This window comes from Mitsuaria sp. TWR114 (assembly GCF_007997345.1).
On the sequence record NZ_VOSR01001061.1, the window covers coordinates 1260 to 2551 of the forward strand.

General features: G+C 72.1%; 1 protein-coding gene and 1 pseudogene. Both read left to right on the forward strand.

Going from position 1 to position 1292, the window contains the following annotated elements:
- On the forward strand, nt 1-107 hold a 107-nt coding region (locus tag FUT87_RS31900; protein WP_404935475.1), incomplete at its 5' end, for a hypothetical protein.
- A gap of 102 nt (nt 108-209) precedes the next feature.
- Nucleotides 210-922 (forward strand): annotated as a pseudogene (gene aqpZ, locus FUT87_RS27375) (aquaporin Z).
- The last annotated feature ends 370 nt before the right edge of the window (nt 923-1292 follow it).

The window sequence follows — 1292 nt, forward strand, 5'->3', positions numbered from 1 at the left end:
TGGCCATCGTCCGCTCGGTGGCCCGGCGGCATGGCGGCGACGCCGGCTGGCGCCCGGCCGACGACGGCAACCTGTTCTTCATCGAGCTGCCCCGCGCCGCCGGCTGACGGACCAAACGTCAACAATCGTCAGCGACGCTGGTCCCTCCCGCAGGCCCTTCCTACAGTCCGCCCGCCGCTGTTCCTGCGGCACGAACTGGGAGAAGGATCTTGAAAGCGCTCATCGCCGAATTCGTCGGCACGTTCTGGCTGGTCCTGGGCGGCTGCGGCAGCGCCGTGCTGTCGGCCGCCTTTCCGGAATCGGGCATCGGACTGCTCGGTGTCTCGCTGGCCTTCGGCCTGTCGGTGCTGACGATGGCGCATGCGGTGGGGCCGCTGTCGGGCGGCCACTTCAATCCGGCGGTGACGGTCGGGCTGTGCGTGGCGGGGCGCTTCCAGGCGCGCGGCGTGCTGCCCTACATCGTCGTGCAGGTGCTGGGGGCGGTGGCCGCGGCCGCGGTGCTCGCCGTGATCGCCAGCGGCAAGCCGGGCGTCGACCTGGCCGCCGCGGCTTCGCCGCCAACGGTTACGGCGCGCACTCGCCGGGCGGCTACTCGCTGGCGGCGGCCGCGCTGACGGAAGTCGTGCTCACCGCCTGCTTCCTGCTCGTCATCCTGGGCGCGACCTCGCGCCAGGCGGCGCCCGGCTTCGCGCCGCTGACGATCGGACTGGCGCTCACGCTCATCCACCTGATCAGCATCCCGGTCACCAACACCTCGGTGAACCCCGCGCGCAGTGCCGGCGTGGCGCTGTTCGCCGGCGACTGGGCGCTGGGACAGCTCTGGCTGTTCTGGCTCGCGCCCATCGCTGGCGGCGTCATTGGCGCCGCGGTCGGGCGGGTCCTGTTCGACGCGCCGTCGGCGCCGGCCGGGGCGCCGCGATGAAGCGCCTGTCGCGCCGACACATCATGAAGCGGCAGAAATACCAGCCCGGCGTGGCTTGCATCGCGCCCGTGATGAACGAGTGAAGACTTGTCGCGGCCGAGCCGCGACCGTACGCCCCGCGCGTCGCGCCATGCGCTTGTTGCCGTCCGCGACAAGCCGGGATCGATGGCCCCTGGCGGCCTCGTCCCCCCCCGTGCAGCGCCGTGCACCCCTTTCTTCGATTTCCCTGTCTCAGCACGGGCGGCTTGCCGCTGCCCGGAGAACCACGATGACGTTTGACCGCGTGTTGGATTCCCTTGCCCGCAGCCGGGCCCTTCTTTGTCGGACCGCCACCGCCGTCGGCCTGGCCCTGGGCCTGGCCGGCGCCGCG